The organism is Pseudomonas agarici (genome assembly GCF_900109755.1).
Lineage (GTDB): Bacteria > Pseudomonadota > Gammaproteobacteria > Pseudomonadales > Pseudomonadaceae > Aquipseudomonas > Aquipseudomonas agarici.
The window spans coordinates 59,468-83,381 of record NZ_FOAR01000024.1; the positions used below are offsets into that span (position 1 = coordinate 59,468).

At 61.4% G+C, this 23,914-nt stretch carries 25 protein-coding genes and 2 pseudogenes; 15 read left to right on the forward strand and 12 right to left on the reverse strand.

The annotated features are described in order from the left end of the window. Positions 1-95 precede the first annotated feature (95 nt). Positions 96-1,601, reverse strand: a complete 1,506-nt coding sequence (locus tag BMX68_RS19630; protein WP_060782066.1) for a YifB family Mg chelatase-like AAA ATPase — start codon at positions 1,599-1,601, stop codon at positions 96-98. 246 nt (positions 1,602-1,847) lie between these two features. Next, positions 1,848-2,108 (reverse strand): accessory factor UbiK family protein, encoded by a 261-nt coding sequence (locus tag BMX68_RS19635; protein WP_017130294.1) that lies wholly within the window; start codon positions 2,106-2,108, stop codon positions 1,848-1,850. A gap of 413 nt (positions 2,109-2,521) precedes the next feature. On the opposite strand from BMX68_RS19635, the gene glnK reads away from it, so the two are divergent. The 5 genes and pseudogenes from glnK (at position 2,522) to sutA (ending at position 5,464) form a co-directional block, all read left to right on the forward strand. After that, positions 2,522-2,860: a P-II family nitrogen regulator gene (gene glnK / locus BMX68_RS19640; protein WP_002555808.1), complete on the forward strand. Its 339-nt coding sequence runs from the start codon at positions 2,522-2,524 to the stop codon at positions 2,858-2,860. Positions 2,861-2,895: 35 nt separating this feature from the next. Continuing rightward, positions 2,896-4,236 carry an ammonium transporter gene (locus BMX68_RS19645; protein WP_026012997.1) on the forward strand — a complete coding sequence of 447 codons (1,341 nt, stop codon included), beginning with the start codon at positions 2,896-2,898 and terminating at the stop codon, positions 4,234-4,236. A 207-nt stretch (positions 4,237-4,443) separates the two neighbouring features. Then, positions 4,444-4,775 (forward strand): annotated as a pseudogene (locus BMX68_RS19650) (secondary thiamine-phosphate synthase enzyme YjbQ); the annotation flags it as partial. Positions 4,776-4,936: 161 nt separating this feature from the next. After that, positions 4,937-5,029: pseudogene (locus BMX68_RS25660) on the forward strand (secondary thiamine-phosphate synthase enzyme YjbQ); the annotation flags it as partial. Positions 5,030-5,131: 102 nt separating this feature from the next. Then, positions 5,132-5,464, forward strand: coding sequence for a dormancy-specific transcriptional regulator SutA (gene sutA / locus BMX68_RS19655; RefSeq protein WP_017130292.1), 333 nt, complete (start codon positions 5,132-5,134; stop codon positions 5,462-5,464). Between the two features lie 119 nt (positions 5,465-5,583). Here the strand turns inward: sutA and BMX68_RS19660 are convergent, their stop codons facing one another. Genes BMX68_RS19660 through lptM form a run of 6 tightly spaced genes read right to left on the reverse strand, consistent with a single transcriptional unit; the run spans position 5,584 to position 10,182 of the window. Beyond that, positions 5,584-6,291, reverse strand: a complete 708-nt coding sequence (locus BMX68_RS19660) for an HAD family hydrolase (protein WP_017130291.1) — start codon at positions 6,289-6,291, stop codon at positions 5,584-5,586. Further along, positions 6,288-7,187, reverse strand: coding sequence for a tyrosine recombinase XerC (xerC, locus tag BMX68_RS19665; RefSeq protein WP_017130290.1), 900 nt, complete (start codon positions 7,185-7,187; stop codon positions 6,288-6,290). The genes BMX68_RS19660 and xerC overlap by 4 nt, the downstream gene beginning before the upstream one ends. Positions 7,188-7,189: 2 nt before the next feature. After that, the gene (locus BMX68_RS19670; RefSeq protein ID WP_017130289.1) at positions 7,190-7,915 is read right to left on the reverse strand and encodes a DUF484 family protein; all 726 of its coding nucleotides are present in this window, start codon (positions 7,913-7,915) and stop codon (positions 7,190-7,192) included. 13 nt (positions 7,916-7,928) lie between these two features. Next, positions 7,929-8,759, reverse strand: a complete 831-nt coding sequence (dapF, locus tag BMX68_RS19675) for a diaminopimelate epimerase (RefSeq protein ID WP_017130288.1) — start codon at positions 8,757-8,759, stop codon at positions 7,929-7,931. Between the two features lie 4 nt (positions 8,760-8,763). Further along, positions 8,764-10,011 (reverse strand): diaminopimelate decarboxylase, encoded by a 1,248-nt coding sequence (gene lysA, locus BMX68_RS19680; protein WP_017130287.1) that lies wholly within the window; start codon positions 10,009-10,011, stop codon positions 8,764-8,766. Between the two features lie 9 nt (positions 10,012-10,020). Further along, positions 10,021-10,182, reverse strand: a complete 162-nt coding sequence (gene lptM, locus BMX68_RS19685) for an LPS translocon maturation chaperone LptM (RefSeq protein WP_017125495.1) — start codon at positions 10,180-10,182, stop codon at positions 10,021-10,023. Between the two features lie 215 nt (positions 10,183-10,397). Between lptM and cyaY the strand changes: the two genes are divergently transcribed. The 3 genes from cyaY to rnk all read left to right on the forward strand — a co-directional run bounded on the left by cyaY (position 10,398) and on the right by rnk (position 11,555). Beyond that, positions 10,398-10,766, forward strand: coding sequence for an iron donor protein CyaY (cyaY, locus tag BMX68_RS19690; RefSeq protein ID WP_017130286.1), 369 nt, complete (start codon positions 10,398-10,400; stop codon positions 10,764-10,766). After that, entirely contained in the window at positions 10,766-10,990 is a 225-nt protein-coding gene (locus BMX68_RS19695; RefSeq protein ID WP_039792128.1) for a DUF1289 domain-containing protein, read from the forward strand. Before cyaY ends, BMX68_RS19695 begins: the two co-directional genes overlap by 1 nt. Positions 10,991-11,141: 151 nt before the next feature. Next, positions 11,142-11,555 (forward strand): nucleoside diphosphate kinase regulator, encoded by a 414-nt coding sequence (rnk, locus tag BMX68_RS19700; protein ID WP_017130284.1) that lies wholly within the window; start codon positions 11,142-11,144, stop codon positions 11,553-11,555. Positions 11,556-11,561: 6 nt separating this feature from the next. Here rnk and BMX68_RS19705 read toward each other — a convergent pair whose 3' ends face one another. The 3 genes from BMX68_RS19705 to BMX68_RS19715 all read right to left on the reverse strand — a co-directional run bounded on the left by BMX68_RS19705 (position 11,562) and on the right by BMX68_RS19715 (position 15,277). Continuing rightward, positions 11,562-14,408, reverse strand: coding sequence for a class I adenylate cyclase (locus BMX68_RS19705; RefSeq protein WP_017130283.1), 2,847 nt, complete (start codon positions 14,406-14,408; stop codon positions 11,562-11,564). 183 nt (positions 14,409-14,591) lie between these two features. Beyond that, complete coding sequence (locus tag BMX68_RS19710) at positions 14,592-14,837, reverse strand: TIGR02647 family protein (RefSeq protein WP_017130282.1); 246 nt, start codon at positions 14,835-14,837, stop codon at positions 14,592-14,594. Positions 14,838-14,992: 155 nt separating this feature from the next. Further along, positions 14,993-15,277: a hypothetical protein gene (locus BMX68_RS19715; protein ID WP_017130281.1), complete on the reverse strand. Its 285-nt coding sequence runs from the start codon at positions 15,275-15,277 to the stop codon at positions 14,993-14,995. A 126-nt stretch (positions 15,278-15,403) separates the two neighbouring features. Between BMX68_RS19715 and BMX68_RS19720 the strand changes: the two genes are divergently transcribed. Further along, entirely contained in the window at positions 15,404-16,063 is a 660-nt protein-coding gene (locus BMX68_RS19720; protein ID WP_017130280.1) for a glutathione S-transferase family protein, read from the forward strand. Positions 16,064-16,113: 50 nt separating this feature from the next. Here BMX68_RS19720 and argH read toward each other — a convergent pair whose 3' ends face one another. Beyond that, on the reverse strand, positions 16,114-17,535 hold the full coding sequence (argH, locus tag BMX68_RS19725) for an argininosuccinate lyase (protein ID WP_017130279.1): 1,422 nt from the start codon (positions 17,533-17,535) through the stop codon (positions 16,114-16,116). Positions 17,536-17,739: 204 nt separating this feature from the next. On the opposite strand from argH, the gene BMX68_RS19730 reads away from it, so the two are divergent. From BMX68_RS19730 to BMX68_RS19755, 6 genes are all read left to right on the forward strand, one after another. Continuing rightward, on the forward strand, positions 17,740-18,801 hold the full coding sequence (locus tag BMX68_RS19730) for a sensor histidine kinase (RefSeq protein ID WP_017130278.1): 1,062 nt from the start codon (positions 17,740-17,742) through the stop codon (positions 18,799-18,801). Continuing rightward, a complete protein-coding gene (locus BMX68_RS19735) occupies positions 18,798-19,544 on the forward strand; it encodes a LytR/AlgR family response regulator transcription factor (RefSeq protein ID WP_017130277.1) in 747 nt (248 codons plus the stop codon). Before BMX68_RS19730 ends, BMX68_RS19735 begins: the two co-directional genes overlap by 4 nt. A 138-nt stretch (positions 19,545-19,682) precedes the next feature. Continuing rightward, entirely contained in the window at positions 19,683-20,624 is a 942-nt protein-coding gene (gene hemC / locus BMX68_RS19740) for a hydroxymethylbilane synthase (protein WP_017130276.1), read from the forward strand. Further along, positions 20,621-21,388: a uroporphyrinogen-III synthase gene (locus BMX68_RS19745; RefSeq protein ID WP_017130275.1), complete on the forward strand. Its 768-nt coding sequence runs from the start codon at positions 20,621-20,623 to the stop codon at positions 21,386-21,388. Before hemC ends, BMX68_RS19745 begins: the two co-directional genes overlap by 4 nt. Positions 21,389-21,405: 17 nt before the next feature. Next, on the forward strand, positions 21,406-22,533 hold the full coding sequence (locus BMX68_RS19750) for a uroporphyrinogen-III C-methyltransferase (protein WP_017130274.1): 1,128 nt from the start codon (positions 21,406-21,408) through the stop codon (positions 22,531-22,533). After that, a complete protein-coding gene (locus BMX68_RS19755) occupies positions 22,530-23,768 on the forward strand; it encodes a heme biosynthesis HemY N-terminal domain-containing protein (protein WP_017130273.1) in 1,239 nt (412 codons plus the stop codon). The genes BMX68_RS19750 and BMX68_RS19755 overlap by 4 nt, the downstream gene beginning before the upstream one ends. The last annotated feature ends 146 nt before the right edge of the window (positions 23,769-23,914 follow it).

Genomic DNA, 23,914 nt, shown 5'->3' on the forward strand with positions numbered 1-23,914 from the left:
TCGGACAGCGCGACATCAATTAGTGACCTGTACGGTGAGTTCGTTGGCGCAAGTTTGGAGGCCAGGGGCGGTGGCGCCGACATTGACTGATAGAACTAACCACACAGGCCACTAGCACTGGGCCGATATTGCAACGCCTCGGCCAGATGATCACGGCTGATGGTTTCCAACTGTTCCAGATCCGCCAGGGTCCGGGCGACTTTCAGCAATCGATGCGCCGCCCGCAGCGACAGGGTCAATCGCTCGCAGGCGGTTTCTAGCCAGTTTTCATCGGCGGTGGATAACGTGCAGTGCTCTCGCAGACTCTGCAAATTAAGAAAGGCATTGGCGCAGCCCTGGCGCTGTTGCTGGCGCTGACGGGCTTGTGCCACCCGTATCGCAGCTTTGGCGGTATTGTTTCCCGGCTCCCTGGCAGGGCTCAATGCCGTGGCTTCGCGGGCCACGGTCAGGTGCAGATCGATGCGATCCAACAGAGGCCCGGACAGCTTGTTGCGATAGCGCTGGATCTGTTCCGGTGTGCAGCGACAGCGGTTGGCGGGATCGCCAAGATAGCCACAGGGACAGGGATTCATCGCCGCCACCAGTTGGAAGCGGGCCGGGAACCGCACGCGGTCGCGGGCTCGGGAAATAACGATCTGGCCCGACTCCAACGGCTCGCGCAAAACCTCCAGCACTTTGCGGTCGAACTCCGGCAGTTCGTCGAGAAACAGCACGCCGTGATGGGCGAGGGTGATCTCACCGGGCTGTGGCCTGGAACCGCCGCCCACCAGCGCCGGGCCGGAGGCCGAATGATGGGGCTGGCGAAACGGTCGCTGCGGCCAACTGCTTAATGGCACATGGCTGGCCACCGACTGGATCGCCGCCACTTCCAGCGCTTCCTGTTCATCCAGTGGCGGTAACAGGCCGGGCAGACGGCTTGCCAGCAGCGTCTTGCCGGTGCCGGGCGGACCGCTGAATAACAAATTGTGAGCGCCGGCTGCGGCGATCAGCAGGGCACGTTTGGCGGCGAGTTGGCCCTGCACTTCGCTCAGGTCCGGATAGGGTTTGCCCAGGTGCAACAGACCATCGGATTCGAAGGGCTGGATCGGTGCATGTCCGTTGAGGTGGGCAACCAGTTGCAGCAGGTGATCGACGGCAATCACCGTTAAGCCCGAGGCCAGCGAAGCCTCTTCGGCATTGGCCTGCGGTACCACCAGCGTGCGTCCGGCGGCGCGGGCGGCCAATGCAGCCGGTAGCACGCCGCGCACCGGGCGGATGGCACCGGACAAGGCCAGCTCGCCCAGGCACTCCAGATGGTCCAGCGTCAGGGCCGGCACCTGCGCACTGGCGGCGAGGATGCCGAGGGCAATTGCCAGATCAAAGCGCCCTCCGTCCTTGGGCAAGTCCGCGGGGGCAAGGTTGAGGGTGATGCGTCGGGCTGGAAAGTCGAGGGCCGAATTGAGGATCGCGCTGCGAACCCGGTCCTTGCTTTCCTTCACGGCGGTTTCGGGTAAACCGACCAGGGTGAGTGTCGGTAGGCCGTTGGCCATGTGGGTTTCCACGGTAACGGCGGGGGCTTCGACGCCCACCTGGGCGCGAGTGTGGACGATAGCCAGGGACATGCTCTTTCCTTGAGCGCAAAGGGGCGCTTGCTGCGGTTCTGAAAGGCTAGTCGAGGGGGGAAAGGGGTTGCGGGATTTTATGTGTCCAGACGATTCGTTGTTTAGCTTGTTAGCGATAGCGTTAAGCTTGCTGGGATCGTTGGCGATGTGTGAGGTGAGCAATGATCAAGACAGACGCACATGTCCCGCCAGTGGACTAAATCAGTACCACGGGCCGGGGCTCCTGTCTGTTGACGCGTCGAACCATCACGCCCCCGGCGGATTCAGCCTGGCCTCCAACTCCGCCACTTTCGCTTCCAAACTCTCCAATCGTGCGCGGGTGCGGGCCAGGACCACCATCTGGCTGTCGAATTCTTCTCGGCTGACCAGATCCAGCTTGCTGAAGCCGCTTTGCAACAAGGCTTTGAACTGGTTTTCTATTTCATCGCTCGGCAATGGGGTTTCGCCACTGAACAGGCGAGAGGCGTGGCCGCTCAGGGCGTCGAGAAAGGCTTTGGGCGCGAGCATGGTGCGGGTTCCAGATACGAGGGCGTCCCAGTGTACCACGCCGTGTCTATAGTGATTTACCAGGGCGGTGGCGCACGCTTTTTGCGCAACACACCGATCGGTCGTGCGCCGTGGTGGTGCGTGTTACCTGCCAGTGGGTGGAATTTTTGCTCTCCACGGCGATCAAGGAATTGAAATCAGTAGGTTTTGTAGAGATGGCAAGGTTTCTGCTTAGTCGTTGGTAACCCATGCACTGATGCCGTCACTGTGACCAAGTGGTGCGGTAAGCGGAGCAGGGAAGCTTCGCCGACAGCGGTTAGCCAGCATCGACAGGCTGATCGAGGCCAACGATGCGTTACAAAGCCAGGCACTGCGCTTAGACTTGAGTCGGGTTTGTTTTCCTGGGGCAAGTCCACCCATTCGGAGAGAGTTTCATGAAGCTAGTCACTGCCATCATCAAGCCGTTCAAGTTGGACGACGTGCGCGAGTCGTTGTCCGAAATCGGCGTGCAGGGCATTACCGTTACCGAGGTCAAAGGCTTCGGGCGGCAGAAGGGTCACACCGAGCTGTATCGCGGCGCGGAATACGTGGTCGATTTCCTGCCCAAGGTGAAGATCGATGTCGCCATCGACGACAAGGACCTTGATCGGGTTATCGAGGCGATAACCAAGGCCGCTAACACCGGCAAGATCGGTGACGGCAAGATCTTCGTGGTCAATCTGGAACAGGCTATTCGCATCCGTACCGGCGAAACCGATACCGACGCCATCTAAGCCGCGTTAAACCCAACGCCCCAGGAGAAAACCATATGACTCTGCGTAAATTCGCAGGGCTAGGAGCGCTGTTGTCCCTCGTAATGCCGGCCTTGGCCATGGCGGCGGACTCGGTACCAGCTCCAGTCCTCAATTCCGGCGATACCAGTTGGATGTTGATCTCTACGGCCCTCGTGCTGTTCATGACCCTTCCAGGCCTCGCGCTGTTCTACGGCGGCATGGTGCGCTCGAAAAACATTCTTTCGGTGATGATGCAGTGTTTCGCCATTACCGGTCTGATCACCCTCCTGTGGTTTGGCTATGGCTACAGTATGGCGTTCGATACCACCGGGATGGAGGCTGGCGTCGTCAACTACAATTCCTTTGTCGGCGGGCTGGCCAAGGCTTTCCTCGCCGGTATCACGCCCGCGAGTATGACCGGCCCGACGGCGTTGTTTCCTGAAGCGGTGTTCGTCACCTTCCAGATGACCTTTGCGATCATCACCCCGGCGCTGATCGTCGGTGCCTTCGCCGAGCGGATGAAGTTCTCGGCGATGCTGATCTTCATGGGCATCTGGTTCACCCTGGTCTATGCGCCGATTGCGCACATGGTCTGGAGCGGTCCGGGTTCGTTGCTGGGAGACTGGGGCGTACTCGATTTCGCGGGCGGCACCGTGGTGCACATCAATGCCGGTATTGCCGGGCTGGTGACTTGCCTGGTACTGGGCAAGCGCAAAGGCTTTCCGGTCACTCCGATGGCACCACACAACCTTGGCTACACCTTGATCGGCGCGGCCATGCTGTGGGTCGGCTGGTTCGGCTTCAACGCTGGCTCCGCCGCCGCCGCCAACGGTACCGCCGGCATGGCGATGCTGGTGACTCAGATCGCGACCGCCGCCGCCGCGCTGGGCTGGATGTTCGCTGAGTGGCTGAGCCACGGCAAGCCAAGTGCTCTGGGGATCGCCTCGGGTGTGGTCGCCGGCTTGGTTGCCATTACTCCGGCTGCCGGTACTGTTGGCCCGATGGGCTCGCTGATCATTGGCCTGGCGGCCGGTGTGGTGTGCTTCTTCTGCGCCACCACGTTGAAACGCCGGCTGGGTTACGATGACTCCCTGGACGCCTTCGGCGTGCACGGTATCGGCGGTATCCTCGGCGCAATCCTGACTGGCGTGTTCGCCGCACCGTCGATGGGCGGATTCAATGCCGCGACCACCGATATCGCTGCCCAAGTCTGGATCCAGTGCAAAGGTGTCGGTTTCACCGTTATCTACACGGCGCTGGTGACTTACATCATTCTCAAGGTGCTGGATGTGGTCATGGGCCTGCGTGTGAGCGAAGAAGAAGAATCGATCGGCCTCGACCTGGCGCAACACAACGAGCGCGGCTATAACCTGTAGGCCAAAAAAAAATGCCCGGCTTGCCGGGCTTTTTTTTGCCTGGGTTTTGTCAGTGCCAAGAGGACTCAAAGGACTTACCAGAGGCATTTCGGCGAAAACACCGGGCCTATTTCCCGTGGGCCGATGGCTTACAGCATGGCAGGCGTATTAGGCGCTTTGCTTTTTTCCTGAGCGCGCTAGAATGCGCGCCGATGGGCGCAGAACTGTATGTGGCAACAGACCTGATTACTTTGCGGGCCAGGCCCCAGGGTTCTCATTTGGTGACCCAGGAGTTGCTCGATGGCTTGCCTGAACTGAGGGCATGTCGAGTCGGACTGTTGCATTTTTGGCTGCAACATACCTCGGCCTCGTTGATCGTCAACGAGAATGCCGATCCGGCGGTTTGCCGTGACTTCGAAGTTTTTTTCAACCCCCTGGTGCCGCAAGGCGAGCTCGGGTATGAACATAACGACGAAGGCACGGATGACTGGCCGGCGCACTTCAAGGCCAGTTTGCTAGGCTGTCAGCTGACTTTGCCGGCAACGGCGGGATGGTTGGCGCTGGTGGCCTGTACGGTGAGTTCGTTAGCTCAAGTTCGGATGCCGGAAGTCCATGACCAAGGCGCTGTGAGGAGTCATAGCTCGGCTATGGCGAGGAACAGCAACGCCGGTCAGGGGCGGGTGGCGCCGAAATTGACTCACAGAACTGGCCACACAGGCCACTAAGTAGCTGGCAAGGTGTCTATTTGGGCGAACACCGTGATCATGGCGGTGCTCGTAAAGTCCTTGTCACCCTGCAGGGTGATGGGGCATAAGCCGCTGAGATTCAGCGGATGTTGATTTTTTCCGGCGGCCTTCGACAGGCGGCGCAGCTGGGCTATAACTAATCTGCTTTTTCGCAAGTCATGAGGTAGAACATGAGCGACGATGATCTGGAAAACGATGACCTCGAAGTAGGCGACGAAGACGAAACCGAAAAGGGTCTGGAAGCGGTAGGTGAAGACGTAGATGTTGCCGATGACGACGACAGTGGCGATGTCCCCGCATCGGCTGCCAAGGGTAAGGCCAAGGTCGCCGTGTCGGTTGATGAGCTACCCAGCGTTGAAGCCAAGAATAAGGAGCGTGATGCTCTGGCTCGGGCGATGGAGGAGTTCCTCGCACGCGGTGGTAAGGTGCAGGAAGTCGAGGCCAATGTGGTGGCCGATCCACCCAAGAAGCCGGATAACAAGTACGGTAGCCGACCTATCTGAGTGTCAGTTTTCTCGCTCCTCGAAAAAGCCTGCCGTCGCTGCGGGCTTTTTCATGTCTGTAAAATAGAGGGGAAAGCAGGCTTTGTGGCGTTCCGACGAGCCCTTTCGCCACAAGGGGGTCAGGCTCCGGTGTTCCAGCGGGTCAGCAGCTCCGGCAGTTCGGTCAGGCTGCGGATCTGCGCATCCGGCTGCTTGTTCGTTTCCCAGGCCTTGCCCATGGGGTTGTACCAGATCGCCCGCAGGCCAGCCTGTTGCGCCCCGGCGATATCGTCGCCCGGATGGTCACCGATATGCACCGCCGCCTCGGCCGGGACATTTCCGCCGCATACCAGCGCCTCGTGGAACAGCCGTGAATCGGGCTTGGCAATGCCGATGTCTTCGGCGCAGAGGGCAAAGCGGAAGTAATCGGCCAGGCCCAAGCGACGCACATCGGCATTGCCATTGGTGATGACGCCCAGGGCAAAAGAGCGGCTGAGCGTCTCGAGGGTCGGCTCGACCTCGGGAAACACCTCGATCTGATGCCGGGCATGAATGAACACCTCGAATGCGTCCTCCGCCAGCGTTGCTGCCTGCCCAGGGGCGTAACCGGCCTCCTCCAACGCGTGGAACAGCACTCGGCGGCGCAGGGCGCTGATGCGGTGCTTGAGGGCCGGCTCCTTGAGCAGCACTCGTTCGCGAATCGCCCACAGGTGTTCGATCGATACGCTCCCCAGGTCCGGTGCGTGCCCGGCGAGCCATTCGCGTAACACGTTCTCGGCGCTGTGGATCACGGGAGCGGTATCCCACAGGGTGTCGTCGAGATCGAAGGTGATCAGCTGAATCCTCATGACTCACTATCCTTGCTGCGTTTGGCCCTGGGATGGGCGCTGTCATAGACGGTTGCCAGGTGCTGGAAGTCCAGGTGGGTGTAGATTTGCGTGGTCTTGATGTCCGAGTGGCCGAGCAGTTCCTGAACCGCCCGCAAGTCCTGGGAGGATTCCAGCAGATGGCTGGCAAAGGAGTGTCTGAGCATGTGCGGGTGCAGGTTCTGTCCCAGCTCGCGCTCGCCGGCAGCCTTGACCCGCAGTTGGATAGCTCGGGGCCCGAGGCGCCGGCCTTGCTGGCTGACGAATACCGCATCGTCCGTGGGATTGCTCAAAGCGCGCAGCGGCAGCCAGGTCAGCAGGGCTTCGCGGGCCTTGCGGCCGATTGGCAGCAGGCGGGTCTTGCTGCCCTTGCCGTGGACTTGCACCAGGCCATCGGCCAGGTCCAACTGGTCCAGGTTGAGTCCAGTCAGCTCCGAGAGGCGCAGGCCCGAGGAGTAGAACAGTTCAAGAATGGCTTGGTCGCGCTGGGCAAGAAAGTCATCCTCGACGGCGCCGTCGAGCAGTTGCAGGGCACGATCGGTGTCGAGGGTCTTGGGCAGCCGGCGTTCGCCCTTGGGCGGCGCCAGGCCGGTGGCCGGGTCGTGGTTGCACAGGCCTTCGCGGTTCAGGTACTGGTACAACCCACGGACTGCCGACAGCAACCGTGCCAGGCTGCGTGAGGATTGTCCCTGCTGGTGCAGGCGCGCAACCAGTCGTCGCAGCCGCTGGATATCCAGGGTAGCCCAGCTGCCGATCTGTTCCTTTGCGCAGAAGGCCAGGACCTTGTTCAGGTCGCGCCGATAGGCTTCGAGGGTATGGGGGGACACCTGGCGCTCACTGCGCAGGTGCTCGCAGTAGGCGTCCAGTTGCCGTTCCACGACTAGCGCACCGAGCGCAGGGCGTGAGTGAAGCGCGGGGCGACACGTCCCAGGACTTCGGCGATATAGCTGAGGAACAGTGTGCCGACCGAGCTTTTGTAGTGATGTGGGTCGCGACTGGCGATGGCGAGCACACCGTGCAGGCCCAGATGGCTGATGGCGACCACGGCGGTGGAGCCGATCTGCTTGCGTTGTTCTTCGCCGAACAGGAAATCCAGCTCATGCTCGCGCAGGCTGCCGCTGATGCTCTTGCCTTCCGAGAGCAGCCCGCCGATCGCCTGCTGTGCGTCGGCGCCGCTGACCCAGCGACCCACCGGCATGGCATTGTCGCTGAACAAGATCAGGCTGACGAAGGGTACCTGGAAATCTTGGCGCAGGCTGTCTTCGACGGCCATCACCAGGTCCTCCAGGCTGGCCGCGTCCATCAGCGCGAGAATCAGCCGGCGGGTCTTGTCGAACAGCCGATCGTTGTCCCGGGCAACGTCCATCAGTTGCGAAAGCCGGTGGCGCATCTCGATATTGCGGTCGCGCAGGATCTTCATCTGCCGTTCGACCAGCGACACGCTATCACCGCGTTGGTGGGGAATGCGCAGCGCCGGCAGTAGTGCTTCGTGCTCGACGAAGAAGTCCGGGTGAGCCTCCAGATAGGCGGCGACGGTCGCCGCCTCCAAGCTTTGCACAGGCAGTTCGTTGGGCTCTTCGGTTGGAGCCTGAGGCTGATCGGTCATGACGTTCGCTCGCTTATAGACGCACTTGTCCTTCATACACCCGTACCGCCGGCCCGGTCATCATGACCGGTTCGCCGTCACCGGCCCACTCGATGAACAGACGTCCGCCGGGCAGATCGATTGTCACTGGCGAATCCATCCAGCCCTGGCTGATGGCCGCAACCGCTGCCGCGCAAGCGCCAGTACCGCAGGCCTGGGTTTCCCCGACCCCACGCTCCCAGACGCGCAGTTGTGCGCGCTGGCGATCAATCACCTGCAGGAAGCCGACGTTGACCCGCGCCGGGAAGCGCGGATGGTGTTCGATCTTCGGTCCCAGCTCGTGCACCGCAGCACGGTTGATATCCGTGACCCGCAGCACCGCATGGGGGTTGCCCATGGATAGGGCCGCCAGCTCGACGGTCTGGCTGTCGACTTCCACCTGATAGCTCAGCGCCTGTGCCTGTGCCTGGAACGGAATGTCTGCCGGCACCCGGCGCGGGGCGCCCATGTTCACGCTGATCTGACCGTCCTGGCGCACGTCCAGCTCGATGATACCGCTCTTGGTCTCCACACGGATCTGCCGCTTGGCAGTCAGACGCTTGTCCAACACGAAGCGCGCGAAGCAGCGGGCGCCGTTGCCGCATTGTTCCACTTCCGAGCCGTCGGAATTGAAGATCCGGTAACGAAAATCAACCTCGGGATTACTCGGCGCTTCGACGATCAGCAACTGGTCGAAGCCGATGCCGGTGTGCCGATCACCCCAAAGCTTGGCGTGCTTGGGCAGGATGTGCGCGTGCTGGCTGACCAGGTCGAGGACCATGAAGTCGTTGCCCAGGCCGTGCATCTTGGTAAAACGCAGCAACATGGTCTTACTCCGGCAGCAGGCTTTCGCCGGCGTGCAACTCGGTCAAGGTCTCGCGACGGCGGACTTCGATCATCTGTTCGCCATCCACCAGCACTTCAGCGGCGCGGCCGCGAGTGTTGTAGTTGGAGCTCATGACAAAACCATAGGCACCGGCCGAGTGCACGGCCAGCAGATCGCCTTCCTCCAGCGCGAGCTGGCGATCCTTGGCCAGGAAGTCGCCGGTTTCGCAGATCGGCCCGACGATGTCGTAGGTCCGTGGCTCGCTGTCACGCGGGTGTACGGCGGTGACGTTCATCCAGGCCTGGTACAGCGCCGGGCGGATCAGGTCGTTCATCGCCGCGTCGACGATGGCGAAATCCTTGTGTTCGGTGTGCTTGAGGTACTCGACCCGGGTCAGCAGTACGCCGGCGTTGGCGACGATAAAGCGACCCGGTTCGAACATCAGCGTCAGGTCGCGGCCGGCGGTGCGCTCGCGCACGGCCTTGATATAGTCGGCCACCTGTGGTGGTTCTTCATCGCGATAACGCACGCCTACGCCACCGCCGAGGTCGATATGGTGCAGGTAGATGCCGCATTCGCCGAGGCGATCGATCAACACCAGCAGGCGGTCGAGGGCATCGAGGAACGGTGGCAGGCTGGTCAGTTGCGAGCCGATATGGCAATCGACGCCCAGTACTTCCAGGTTCGGCAGTTGTGCGGCGCGGACATAGACTTCTTCCGCGTCGGCAATGGCGATGCCGAACTTGTTTTCCTTCAGGCCGGTGGAGATGTACGGGTGAGTGCCGGCATCCACGTCCGGGTTGACCCGTAGCGAGATCGGCGCACGCACGCCCATCTGCGCCGCTACCACTTGCAGGCGCTCCAGCTCGTCGGTGGACTCGACGTTGAAGCAGTGTACGCCGACTTCCAGAGCGCGACGCATGTCGTCACGGCTCTTGCCGACGCCGGAGAAGACAATTTTGTCCGCCGAGCCGCCAGCCGCCAGGACACGCTCCAGCTCGCCACGGGAAACGATGTCGAAACCGGCGCCCAGGCGCGCCAGGACATTTAGCACGCCGAGGTTGGAGTTGGCCTTGACCGCGTAGCAAACCAGGTGCGGCGCACCTTGCAGGGCATCGGCATAAGCGTGGTACTGCGCCTCGATATGGGCGCGGGAGTAGACGTAAGTCGGCGTGCCGAAGTGCTCGGCGATGGCAGACAAAGCTACACCTTCCGCGAACAGCTCACCGTCGCGGTAGTTAAATGCGTCCATGGTGATCCCTTAGTAGGTGTCGTGCTTGTGCGCTTTGGCCTGCGAGGACTTGGCCTGGTCGTCCGGGTTCTGGCTGTCATCGGGAAGATACAGTGGACCTTTTTGACCACAGGCTGAGACCAGGCAAGCGATCGCGAGGAGCGCGGCTAGGGACGAGATCAGGCGCTTCATGGCGAAATCCTTTGTAAAAGCATTAATTGCGCCCGAGTATACCGGCCACCCGGCAGCTTGCCTATGCGGGCCGCCGGCCGGATTTTGCCGGGTCGATCAGGCCGGCACGATTATTGATGTCGTTGTCGCTCCAGGGTGGTTATGCTTTGCAATCATCCGCGAGCGCCCGTATCTTCGGGCACCTGGAGTGGCCAGTATTTTTTGAGGTTCGCGCAATGAGTTTGACTGAAGCCCGTTTTCACGATCTGGTCGATAGCACCCTGGAAAACCTGGAAGAGGTGTTCGACGAGAGTGGCCTGGATGTAGACCTGGAAAGCTCCGCTGGTTTGCTCACTGTGAAGTTCGAAGGCGGTAGCCAGTTGATCTTCAGTCGCCAGGAACCTCTGCGTCAGCTTTGGCTGGCGACCTCCCGGCCCTCCGGCGGCTATCATTTCGAGTACAAGGAAAGCAGCAGCGAAGATGAAGACGGCAGCTATTGGTTCTGCGTGAAGAGCGAAGAGAAGCTTAATGAAATCCTGGCGCGGTTTACTCTGCCCTTTAGTCGGGACCGAGACGATATCAACCTGGATTTTGAAGAGATCTGATTGTGACGCAGCAAGCCACACCGGCAAGACCCGCCAAACCGTTGTATAGCAACGTCAGTCCCGCCGTGCCTTCGCCTTGCGTGAGCCTGTGCCGGCTCGATGAGCAAAAAGTGTGTATCGGCTGTTTTCGGCATGTCGAGGACATTCGCCAGTGGCGCTCGGCGGACGACCAGCGCCGCCGGGTGATCTGCGAGCAGGCGCGCCAGCGCCGGTTACAGGCCTGACGGCAGGGCCGACCCGCTTCTGCGACTTGTGTATTTATGCTGCTGTGATAGTGTCCGATTACGCCTCGCGATGACGAGGCAGTGAAAACCCCGCCTTTCGTGGCGGGGTTTTGCTTTTATCGCGCAGAAAAAAAAGGAGTCTGCCTGGATCATGAGCACCGCACCTTCCATCATCCTCACCCGTCTCGATGTGCAGCGTCTCGAGCGCCTGATCGATAGCCTGGACGACTCGCTTGCGGGCGTTGTCGCGTTGCAGGCCGAACTGGATCGCGCTGACAGCGTCGTGGGCCACGAAGAAGTGCCCGCCGGTGTCGTGACCATGAACTCGCGAGTCCATTGTCGCGAAGAAGGCAGTGGCAAGGACTATCACCTGACCCTGGTCTATCCCCAGGATGCCGATGCCGATGCCGGCAAGATCTCGATTCTCGCGCCGGTCGGCAGCGCCTTGCTCGGCTTGCAGGTCGGCCAGCACATCGACTGGCCGGCGCCGGGCGGCAAGACCCTGAAACTGGCCTTGTTGGAGGTGGAGTACCAGCCGGAAGCGGCCGGTGACTTTCACCTCTGATCGACCTCAAGTCTGTTTCAGGGCGATATTCAGCGAGCTTTCCAGGTCTGCCTTGTAGCGCAGGTACAGGTTGGTCGAGCCCATGCCTTCGCCAACCAAGGCGCTGAGGTCCAGGTCGGTTATATAGCAGCGATAGCGCTCTGCCTCGCGACGCTGGCCGATAATCTCCTGGGCGACCGCAATAAACAGCTGGTTGCCGTATTCCAGTTCGCAAAACTCTCGCTGATTGCAGTACAGGGTGACTTGGACCTCGTTCGGCCCGACTTTGCCGAGGATCGCCTGAACATCGTAGAACGGCTTGTTGACCGGCGTCTGCGGCACGGGGCGGGCCTCGACCCGGCGCGCTCGGCCCGGTGCCGAGGGCAATAGCTGGTAATACAGGGTTTCCAGTGCGCCGGCGGGCGATGTCGAGTCCATCGGCATCAAGGCTTCGCGGCGCTGTAGGATCGACTGTAGGAAGCGTTGCAGTGGCACCAACAAGCTTTGCTCGTCATGGAACGGCAGGCGCTGTTGCCACAGAGCATTGAACTCATCCAACACATACAAGTCGGCATGGCTCTCGTTGATCCGAAAGAACACCTGTATGCAGCCGGGTTGCCCCATCGGCAGCACCAGGGCCAGGTCGTTTTCCTCCATCGCCCGCAGATCCAGGTGCAGCGGGCTGTAGCTCGACAGGTCGGCACTCAGGTAGTCAAGCAGTGTCGACAGGCTGTCCAGGGCAATATGGCGAACTTGGCCGGGCACCAGCTCCAGTACGTGGTAGCGCTGTTGGACCTTCAGCAGGTAGCGGTGATTGAGGTCGCCGATCAATAGTTCCTGGGCAGTGTTGAGTACTTCCTCGACGCGCTGGGCGATGAATGGCGCGCGGTTGTGGCAGAAACAACGTACTTGCAGCCTGGGCAGCTCGCGCCCCAGCGGTAGGTTGTTGAGGTAGTCGCACAGGCAGTCGAGCAGGGCGTGGGGCCCGTCGTAACGACTGACCTGCACCTCGTTCCAACTGTTGAGGGTGACTTGGTCGAGGGTCAGTACCAGATTTTCGCGGACACCGGCGTAACTCAGGGAGTCAGTACGTTCGGTGGTCATCAAGATATTCAGATCCCGGTGGTGCTTGAGCGGGTCGACGCCGATATTGACCAGCAACAGCACCTCGCTCGGGATGCTGGGGCGCAGCAGCGGTTCTTCGCCGACGGTGCTCAGCGGCAGAGCGATCGCCTGCTGCAGGCTGCCCAGCAGATTGAACAGCTCGAACTCAGTCAGGTCGCTGCCGCCGGGGTGTAGGGCCAGGCGAGTGCTGCTGTCGATTACGCCGTTGCGGTGGCACCAAGTCAGCAGTTCGAGTAGTTGGCGGCTGCGCTTGATTGGCGCGAAGTGTTCCCACTCCTGGGCGCCCAGGCTGCCGTTGTAGAGGCCCCAATGGGTCTGCCCCGGTTCCTTGCGGTTAGGCGATTGCACCAGGGTCAGGGTGTCTTCGGCCAGGTCCGGGGCGATGCCGGGGTTGATGAACTCGATCTTGCCGGCCTTGCGCTCGAACGCTGCATACAACCGACGACCGAGCACGTTGAGGTCATGCTTGTTGATCAGGCTGACCGCCTGCTCGGTACGGGCGAACTGGGTCAGGAAGCGATAGCTGTAGTTGAGCTCGTTGACCAGCGCACGGCGTTCGGCGCTGACCTGGCGAACTTTCCACTGGCTGCGACTGTCGAGTAGTGTCAGTTGCCGCCGGTCCCAGCCCCATTCGCCGGTCAGGCGCTCCAGCAGTTGGCGTTGCCAGCTAGTGTTGCGCGAGTGGTTGCCGGTGAGCTTGCGGTTGACCTTCAGGTACAGGCTGCGCCGTACCAGTTCCAGGCGTTCCGGTTCGTTGCGGGCCTTGAGGTATTCTTCGATTCGTCGATAGACCACGATATAAGGGTCCAACTCGTCGAGGCCCAACTGGTTGGCGAACACCGCCTGCTTGAAGCGCAGGCTCAAGCACTGGACCTGCGGATGTTCGCTGGCATAGACCTCGATCAGCAGCAGTTTGAGCACCGACTTGTAGGGCGACTCGATACCCTTGAACAACTGCCAGAGCCCGGCACCGATGAACTCACCTGGCGGGATTTGTGCCAGATGGCCGAGGTCCAGGCCCTCGTCTGCGCGGATAAAGCGCTTGGACAGCAGGGCATGCGTGTATTGGTCGTAGCGCGGCTCTTCATACACCGGCACCAGCCACCACAGCGGGGTGCGCCCGGCGAGCCAGATGGCGGTGCGATAGAACTCGTCCAGCAACAGGTAGTGCTGGGCGCTGCCGCAGTCCTCTGAACTCAGCGCAGCGTCTCGCTCGCCACGAACGAAACGCGCTGGGTTGATCAGGAAGAAATGCGCTTCGGCGCCCTGGCTGGCCGCCCAGGTTTCCAGCAACTGGCATTTCCTGCGCAGTTCCGTCAGCTCGCCCTGGTTGAGGTCGCTGGCATGGCAGACCCAGAAGTCCATATCGCTCTGGTCGGCCTGGGCCAGGGTACCCAGACTGCCCATTAGGAATAACCCGTGAATCGGTCGTGGCGGATTGCCGTGACGAGCCTTGTAGGAGAAGGAGCGGGTCAGGCGCTGGGCTTCGGCCAGGGCCGAGTCATTCGGCTCATAGTTCGACAGCCCAGCCGGCGTACTGCCCGAGACATAGCCGGGCAGCAGGGGGTGATTGACATGAAAAAACAGCGGCAACACGTTCAGTACCGCCTGCTGTCGCGACGACAGGCCTTCCATGGCGCGGCCAAGTCGACCCTGGTTGAGCTTGAGAAAGCGTGAGCGCAGTTGGCTGAGCACTTTGCGGTCGATGCCCTCGTCCAGGTTCGGGCGAATTTCGTGGGTGTGCGTCATTTCAAACCCAAACCGGCTCCTTGGCACTCGACAGTAGGAAATCTCTGAAGATCGGCAGTTTACAGGCTAAGCGAGCGGTGCTTTAAGCTGAATTTGGCGAAAGATGTCAACTTGCCAGATGAGCGGCCACGGTTTGCCCGCGCAATCCGTAAAAAGCGGGGATTGCGTGGGCTTCGGGCGAATTCAGGCGGGCTCTTTGACGCTCAGGATAGTCAGCAGGCCTTGGGCATGTTCGGCGGCGTCACGGCCCAGGCTGGTCAGGTAACCCCCGTCGACTTGGGTGATCAGCTCCTTATCGAACAGGCGTTTGGCGGCGGAGATGGCTTTCGGGGCAGCGGTCTGGTGAATTTTCAGACCTTCCTGGGAACTCCCCAGGTTGAACAGTGCGAGGATTTCCAGTTCGGCAACCAACTCAGGGGTATACGACATAAGGACTCCAGACTTTCTAGGAATTATTGGACAGAGTTCCTAAGGTGATCCCACTTGCACGGACTGTCCAGTGCCGGGTGAGCGCTTGGCCGGAAGCAGGCGTGGAATCAGTTGTTACGGGGTTTTACCAGTGTAGACAGTCCTTGCTCAAGCGCTCATTGATTTTCGGGCGGCAGCTTTGGCAAGGCTCGCAAGGCGTCTTCGTACCACTGGGTATCGAACGCGCGATCATCGTCGAGCATCGCGTCGATTTCCACCGCCAGTACATGGGCCATGAGGTTGAGGATCTCGTCGCGTTCGTAGCCGACCAGGGTCAACTTGTTGAACATGGCCTTGGCGGCTGGAGGAGTATCGCTTTCGATCTGGTTTTCGATGGCCTGGATCAGGGTGCTCTCGGCAAACGCTTCGTCGTCGTTATCGAGATCGATGGGTTCGCTCATGGCGGGCTCCTCAAGGAAAGGTTGGCAGTTTACCCTTATTCGGCAAGGTAATGCTGCTGGTCGATTGTCGTGCAGTGCTCTATAACTGCCTGCGCCAACCACCCTACACGCCCTGGAGGTTTTGTGATGCTCAAGCTTTATGGATTTGCTGTCAGCAACTACTACAACATGGTCAAGCTGGCATTGCTCGAAAAGGGTTTGTCCTTCGAGGAAATCCCGTTCTACCCCGCACAGACGCCCGAGGTCCTGGCAATCAGCCCGCGCGCGAAAGTCCCGGTACTGGGCGTGGAGCAGGGCTACATCAGCGAAACCAGCGTGATCCTCGAATTCCTCGACGACACCCAGGGCGGCAAGGCGTTGCTGCCCAAGGATCCATTCCAGCGGGCCCAGGTGCTGGCACTGGCCAAGGAGATCGAGCTGTATATCGAATTGCCGGCGCGAGCTTCGTTTGCCGAAGTGTTCTTTGGCATGCCCGTGCCGGAGGCAATCAAGGAAAAGACTCGGACCGAACTTTTGCTGGGCTTTGCCTCGCTCAAGCGCCATGGCAAATTTGCCCCTTATGTGGCGGGCAGCGAGTTGAGCGTGGCGGATCTGTATTTTCTCTACAGCGTCGACCTGGCCTGTGCGGTCGGTCAGAAGCTGTTCGGGATTGATCTGTTGGCCGAGATGCCAGAGGCGAGGGACTTACTGGAGCGGCTGCAGCAGACTGCACATGCACAGCGGATCGCGGCGGACAAGGACGCCGCGATGCCGGAGTTCCTGGCGATGATTGCCGCCAGGAAATAACAAAAACCTTGCGAGCCGCAATGCCATGGAGGCCTAGCGCGGTCTTGAGGTCAGTTGGCGTCGCTAACCGGCAAGGACTGGCGGCTGGCGAGCAGTGCCTGGCCGCGGGCCACCGCCGCCTTCACCTGCTCTGGCGCTGTGCCGCCGATATGGTTACGGGCGTTGACCGAGCCTTCCAGGGTCAACACCGTAAACACGTCTTGGTCGATCTGGTCGCTGAACCGACGCAATTCTTCCAGGCTCATTTGTGCCAGGTCCTTGCCGCTTTCCACACCGTACTTCACCGCATGGCCGACGATTTCATGACAATCGCGGAACGGCAGGCCACGGCGTACCAAGTAGTCCGCCAGATCGGTCGCGGTAGAGAAACCGCGCACGGCCGCTTCGCGCATCGTCGCGTGCTTGGGCTTGATCGCCGGGATCATGTCGGCGAAAGCCCGTAGCGAATCGCGCAGGGTGTCGGCGGCGTCGAACAGCGGTTCCTTGTCTTCCTGGTTGTCCTTGTTGTAGGCCAGCGGTTGGCCTTTCATCAGGGTCAGCAGGCCCATCAACGCACCGAATACCCGGCCGGTCTTGCCGCGTACCAGTTCCGGCACGTCCGGATTTTTCTTCTGCGGCATGATGGAGCTGCCGGTGCAGAAGCGGTCCGGCAGTTCGATGAACTGGAATTGCGCGCTGGTCCACAGCACCAGCTCTTCGGAGAAGCGCGACAAGTGCATCATCGCGATGCTGGCCGCCGAGCAGAATTCGATAGCGAAGTCGCGATCCGAAACGTTGTCCAGGGAGTTGCCGCCGACCGTTTCGAAACCCAATAGTTGGGCCGTGTATTCGCGGTCGATGGGGTAGGTGGTGCCGGCCAGTGCGGCGCTGCCCAGGGGTATGCGGTTGGTGCGCTTGCGGCAGTCCACCAGGCGTTCGTAGTCACGGCTGAGCATCTCGAACCAGGCCAACATATGGTGCCCGAAGGTCACCGGCTGCGCGGTCTGCAGGTGGGTGAAGCCGGGCATGATACTGTCGGCTTCACGCTCGGCCTGTTCAAGAAGGCCTTTTTGCAGGCGGGAGATTTGCGCCAGGATCAGGTCGATTTCGTCCCGCAGCCACAGGCGGATATCGGTGGCAACCTGGTCGTTGCGGCTGCGCCCGGTGTGCAGCTTCTTGCCGGTGACGCCGATACGGTCGGTCAGACGCGCCTCGATGTTCATGTGTACATCTTCCAGGTCCACGCGCCAGTCAAAGTTGCCGGCCTCGATTTCCCCCTGGAGGGTGGTCAGTCCGTCGATGATGCTGTCGCGCTCGGCATCGCTCAGGACGCCGACCTTGGCCAGCATCCTGGCGTGGGCGATGGAGCCCATGATGTCGTGACGATAGAGGCGCTGGTCGAACGTGACGGAGGCGGTGAAGCGTGCGACGAAGGCGTCGACGGGTTCACTGAAGCGGCCGCCCCAGGACTGATTGGTCTTGTCGGTGCTCATGGATTCGCTCGTGATCTACTGAAAGTGGGTTGCCGGAAAAGTCGTTGCTGATCATAACAGGGTTGTCCCGACTGGCGCTGGCGCGGGGCGCGCGGTTTTTATTGCGAGCGCACCGGTCAGATGGCTTGTCGGCGACGGCGCAGGCGCGGAGACTGGGTGTCTCGTTTTGGGAATACGCCCCGTATGCCAATCTCACGAACGAAAATGGCGCCTGGTGCGCCGGCGACAGCGGAATTCTTTCTACCGCAGCTCTGCCTGCCAGAGGCGCTGCTGGTGTTGGTGGTCTTGGCCGAGCTGCTGGTGATGGTGTTGGTCTTGTCTGAGTCGATGTCTGGCGGTTTCGACTGGGTACGCTTGGCGCTGACCTCGCTGTACGTGCAGTGGATCGTGCTGCTGTCGGCGGCGGCGCTCTGTGGCACCCGGTCCTGGCTGGCGCGCCTGCGTCCCGCAGTGGCGGGCGCCTTGTGCTGCGCCCTGGTGATCGGCTTGACGCTGACCTGCACGGCCCTGACCGAGTACTTTGCTCTCGCCGAGCGGCAGGTCGATGCCGGCAGTTTCAGTCGTTATCTGCGCCATGGCTTGATCAGCCTCATCATCTCGGCGCTGATGCTGCGCTACTTTTATCTGCAGAGTCAGTGGCGACGCCAGCAGCAGGCGGAACTGCGAGCGCGGCTCGAAGCACTACAGGCACGGATCCGACCGCATTTCCTGTTCAACAGCCTGAACAGCATTGCCTGCCTGGTGAGGAGCGATCCACGGCAGGCCGAGCAGGCGGTGCTGGATCTGTCCGACCTGTTCCGGGCCAACCTCGCCCAGTCAGGCAGCCTGGTGTCCTGGCGCGACGAGCTGGAATTAGCGCAACGATATTTGTCGATCGAACACTATCGTCTTGGCAACCGTCTACAGTTGGACTGGAGGGTGGGGACAATTCCGGATGATTTGCCGATCCCGCCACTAACCTTGCAACCATTGCTGGAAAACGCTCTGATCCATGGAATCGCGCCGCGGGTCGAAGGCGGGGTGGTCAGAGTCGAAGCCAGCTACAAAGAGGGAGAGTTCATATTGTGTATCAGCAATCCCTACGACGATGCTGCCCGGCAGCAGGTGTCGAGCGGTACTCAACTGGCGCTAGTGAACATTGGTGCCCGACTTACGGCACTTTTTGGGCCTCGCGCTAGTCTTACCATGGATCGCCGTGACGGACGTCACTTCACTTGTCTACGCTATCCTTGTACGAGACTCACGCAGGAATCCAGCGCAATATGAATGTCCTGATCGTTGATGACGAACCACTGGCCCGCGAGCGCCTGAGCCGTTTGGTTGGCGAACTCGAGGGTTACAGTGTCCTGGAGCCCAGTGCCACCAATGGCGAAGAGGCTTTGGCCCTGATCGACAGCCTCAAGCCGGATGTCGTCTTACTCGATATCCGCATGCCCGGCGTGGATGGGTTGCAGGTGGCCGCGCGTTTGTGCGAGCGCGAAACACCGCCGGCGGTGGTGTTCTGCACCGCCCATGACGAGTTTGCCCTGGAGGCGTTCCAGGTCAGCGCCGTGGGGTATCTGGTCAAGCCGGTGCGTGCCGAGCACCTGCTTGAAGCCTTGAAGAAGGCCGAGCGGCCCAACCGCGTGCAACTGGCCGCCCTGACCCGGCCGGCCGCGCAGAGCGGCGCCGGTCCGCGCACCCATATCAGTGCGCGGACCCGCAAGGGGATCGAGCTGATTCCGCTCGACCAGGTGATCTATTTTATCGCCGACCACAAGTATGTGACCTTGCGCCACGAAGGCGGCGAGGTGTTGCTCGATGAGCCGTTGAAGGCCCTGGAGGACGAGTTCGGCGATCGCTTCGCGCGTATTCATCGCAATGCCCTGGTGGCCCGCGAACGCATCGAGCGTCTGCAACGCACGCCCCTGGGGCACTTCCAGTTATTCCTCAAGGGCCTCAACGGCGATGCGCTGATCGTCAGTCGGCGCCATGTCGCCGGTGTGCGCAAAATGATGCAACAGCTTTAATCCGGGGCTTGTCGCAGGCCCCGTGACTCGCTCATTGGCTGTTCCGGGCCGGAGAGGCAGCAGAGTTTCTGATACAAGACAAAGCTAGCCGGGCCGAACTGTTATTATCTGCCGTATCTATTCAGTACGGATCGATCTATGTCCTCTCGCGAAATCCGCATCGCTACCCGTAAGAGCGCGCTGGCCTTATGGCAGGCCGAATACGTCAAGGCCTGCCTGGAACAGGCTCATCCGGGGTTGATCGTGACCCTGGTGCCGATGGTCAGTCGCGGCGACAAGCTGCTGGACTCGCCGCTGTCGAAGATCGGCGGCAAGGGATTGTTCGTCAAGGAACTGGAAACCGCGCTGCTCGAACACGAGGCGGACATCGCCGTACACTCGATGAAGGACGTGCCGATGGATTTCCCCGAGGGACTCGGTCTGTTCTGCATCTGCGAGCGCGAGGATCCTCGCGATGCCTTCGTTTCCAATACCCACGCCAGTCTGGATGCGTTGCCCTCGGGTGCCGTGGTCGGTACTTCGAGCCTGCGTCGCCAGGCGCAATTGTTGAGTCGCCGTCCAGACCTGCAGATCCGCTTCCTGCGTGGCAACGTCAACACTCGTCTGGCCAAGCTCGACGCTGGCGAGTACGACGCCATTATCCTGGCGGCGGCGGGGCTGATCCGGCTGGGCTTCGAAGATCGTATCACCTCGACCATCAACGTCGAGGACAGCCTGCCGGCGGGTGGTCAGGGCGCGGTCGGTATCGAGTGCCGTAGCGCCGACAGCGAGATTCATGCACTGCTCGCGCCGCTCCATCACGCCGACACCGCCGTCAGGGTCAGCGCCGAGCGGGCTCTGAACAAGCACCTCAACGGTGGCTGCCAGGTGCCGATTGCCTGTTATGCCGTGCTCGAAGGCGAGCAGATTTGGTTGCGTGGCCTGGTCGGCCAGCCTAACGGGGGCTTGCTGCTGAGCGCTCAAGCACGTGCTCCGCAAGCGGATGCTCAGGCGTTGGGCGTGCGGGTTGCCGAGGATTTGCTGGGGCAGGGCGCGGACGTCATCCTCAAGGCTGTCTATGGCGAGGCCGGCGAGGAATGAGCGGTTGGCGTCTGCTGCTGACGCGGCCGGCGGATGACTCGACCGCGCTTTCGGCGGTACTGGCCGAGGCCGGGATCTTCAGCAGTGCCTTGCCGCTGCTGGAAATCGAGCCGCTGGCTATCGATGGCGCCGGGCTGACGAAGATTCTCAAGTTGCCTTTCTATTCGGCGGCAATTGTCGTCAGCAAACCGGCTGCGCGCCTAGGGTTGGAGCTGGTGGATCAGTACTGGCCGCAACCGCCGTTGCTGCCCTGGTTCACTGTGGGTATCGCGACGGCCAAGCTGCTGGACGACTATGGCTTGCGGGTGGGCTACCCGGCCGATGGCGATGATAGCGAGGCCTTGCTCGATTTGCCGGCCTTGCGCGAGGTCCTGGCGCAGCCCGATCCCCGTGTGCTGATCTTGCGCGGCGAGGGTGGCCGCGAGCTCCTGGCTGAGCGTTTACGCAGCCAAGGTGCTAGTGTCGACTATCTGGAACTCTATCGTCGCCGCTTGCCGGCGTATGCCGAGGGCACCCTGATCCGACAGATTTACGGGGAACGCCTGAACGGGCTGATGGTCAGCAGTGGGCAGGGTTTTGAACACCTGCAGCAGTTGGCGGGGGCGGATTGGCCGCAAGTGGCCCGGTTGCCATTGTTTGTTCCAAGCCCTCGGGTGGCGCAGATGGCCCGTGCCGCCGGGGCACAATGTGTAGTGGATTGTCGTGGTGCCAGCGCCACGGCTTTGCTGGCGGCGCTACGGGAGTTCCCCGTACCCGCTTTCTGAATGCGAAGGATGGATACGTGAGCGAAGCAGCCTTGCCAAAAGAACAAGCTCAACCGGTGCCCGAGGCGCCGGTCAAACCGCCAGTGGCGCCTGTCGAGCGCCGTGGCAATGGTCTGGCGATCCTGGCGTTGCTGCTGGGTGCCGCTGGCGTAGCCGCGGGCGGCTGGGGTGTCTGGCAGGTGCGCAACCTGCAGGCCCATCACCTGCAGCAGGGTGGGCAACTGCAGGACCTGGGCAACCAGGCGCAGTCGCTCAAGTTGAGCGAGCAGCAATTAGCCCTGCGTCTGGATCAGTTGCCGGGCGCCACCGAACTGGAGGATCGTCGGCGTCTGGTGGCGCAATTGCAGGGCGATCAGCAGCGCCTGAGCCAGCGCCTGGACAGCGTCCTGGGAGCCAGTCGCAAGGACTGGCGCCTCGCCGAGGCCGAGCACTTGTTGCGCCTGGCCACGTTGCGCCTATCAGCGTTGCAGGATATCCCCAGTGCCCTGGCCCTGGTCCAAGGGGCCGACGATATCCTACGGGAACAAAACGACCCAGGCTCCTTTGCTGCCCGCGAACAATTGGCCAAGAGCCTGGCGGCGCTGCGCAATACCGAGCAGCCGGATCGTACTGGACTGTTCCTGCAACTGGGTGCGTTGCGTGACCAGGTCGCACAGCTCAACGAGCTGGCGCCGGAGTACCAGGACCGCGGTGATTCCCTGCTGGGCCTGACCTCCGATGGCGACGGCGCCAGTCGCTGGGCGCAGTGGTGGGACGAGATTTCTCGCTATATCCGTATCGACTTCAACGCCAACAAGAACATTCGGCCGCTGCTCGCCGGGCAGAGCCTGACTCAGGTTCGCCTGGCCTTGCGGCTGGCACTGGAGCAGGCGCAGTGGGCGGCCCTGAATGGCCAGGCAGGGGTTTACACCCAGGCGCTGACAGAGGCCCGTGATGTGTTGACCAGCAGTTTCAACCCAGACAGTCCGCAGAGCAAGGGCATGGTCGAACAACTTAGCGAGCTGAGCGAAAAACCGGTGACGGTGCTGACTCCGGATCTCGCCGCGACCCTCGGTGCCGTCCAGGCTTATCTCGAGCGCCGGCAGGTGGAAGTCGATAGGCCTGTGAGCGGCAACGCCAACCCGACGCAGGAGGCCCGTCCATGAAACGGTTTATCGCGATTGCACTGCTGGTCATTGTCGCGGCAGGCCTGTTGGGTTTCGCGATTTCCAGGCATGCCGGTTACGTTCTGATTGCCTATGACAGCTTTCGTTACGAATCTAGCCTGTGGGCATTCCTGGGCGTGCTGCTGGTGTTGTGGCTGGTTTATCGGCTGGTCAGATTCCTCGTTGGCCTGGTTACGGCGTCGAGTTCGGCTGCCAATCCCTGGTCCCGCCGCAACCGCAGCCGGCGGGTTCGGCTGGCTATCGAGCAAGGCCAGATGGATCTTGCCGAAGGTCGTTGGGCCAGCGCGCAGAAGCATTTGCAGCGGGCTGCCGAAGCAGAGCGCCAGCCACTGCTTTATTACCTCGGCGCGGCGCGTGCGGCCAATGAACAAGGCAAATATGAGGAGTGCGACAGCTTGTTGGAGCGCGCACTGACGCGTCAGCCGCAGGCCCAACTGGCGATCGCGCTGAGTCACGCGCAGTTGCAAGTGGACCGTAGCGATACCGAGGGTGCTTTGGGTACGCTGCAAGCCATGCACGAGCTGCATCCTCACAGTATCCAGGTGCTGCGCCAGTTACAGCGGCTGCATCAGCAGCGTGGCGACTGGTCGGCGGTGGTCCGGCTGTTACCGGAGCTGCGCAAGAACAAGGCGCTGGCACAAGGTGAGCTGATTGCGCTGGAGCGACGCGCCTGGGGTGAAAACCTCAGTCTGGCGGCGCGTCGTGAAGAGGACGCTACAGCGGCTCTGCAATCGCTGGAGCGGGCCTGGCAGCAATTGTCCTCGTCCCAACGGCAGGAACCGCCACTGGTGTTGGCTTATGCCGAGCAACTGCGCCGGTTGGGGGCCGAGGTCCAAGCCGAGGAAACGTTGCACGCGGCGCTCAAGCGTCAGTACGACAGCCATCTCGCGCGTTTGTACGGGTTGCTGCGCGGGCGCGATCCGGCTCGCCAGCTACAGACCGCCGAGGGTTGGCTCAAGGAGCATCCGGCCGATGCCAGCCTGTTGTTGACACTGGGGCGCTTGTGCCTGCAAAACAGCTTGTGGGGCAAGGCTCGCGATTACCTGGAAGGTAGTCTGCGGGTGCAGCGCAACCCGGAAGCCTGTGCCGAGCTGGCCAGGCTGCTGGCCCGGTTGGGAGACACTGAGCGTAGCAACCAGTTGTTTCAGGAGGGCCTTGGCCTGTTGGACGAACGCTTGCTTGCGGTGTCTCTACCGGTGCCGGTGAGCGCCTAGAAGCGACTGGGACGGACGGTTCGCGATGAGCGCCCGTCTCAGGCTCCTGGCCTATTTCCCTGTAATACTCTGATACCGAAATCCTACTCGCTACTTAATGGTTTCATAGGATGTCTGTCGGTAATTCCCTACAGGCTTGAGGAATT